Annotated in this window: 2 tRNA genes; both read left to right on the plus strand. The window is 55.9% G+C overall.

Features of this window, described 5'->3' with window-relative positions:
• Nucleotide 1 precedes the first annotated feature (1 nt).
• Nucleotides 2–77: transfer RNA gene (locus AAIL66_RS24400), tRNA-Glu, on the plus strand.
• Nucleotides 78–125: 48 nt separating this feature from the next.
• Nucleotides 126–202, plus strand: a tRNA-Asp gene (locus AAIL66_RS24405).

Genomic DNA, 202 nt, shown 5'->3' on the forward strand with positions numbered 1-202 from the left:
TGACCCTATCGTCTAGAGGCCTAGGACATCACCCTTTCACGGTGAGTACCGGGGTTCGAATCCCCGTAGGGTCGCCAAGTTTGAAGCGCTTGTAGCTATATAATATGTAGCAAAGCTTCCTGCCAGGAGTGGTAGTTCAGTTGGTTAGAATACCGGCCTGTCACGCCGGGGGTCGCGGGTTCGAGTCCCGTCCACTCCGCCA

The sequence above is a fragment of the Comamonas sp. F1-6 genome (genome assembly GCF_039581415.1).
Taxonomy (GTDB): domain Bacteria; phylum Pseudomonadota; class Gammaproteobacteria; order Burkholderiales; family Burkholderiaceae_C; genus Comamonas; species Comamonas thiooxydans.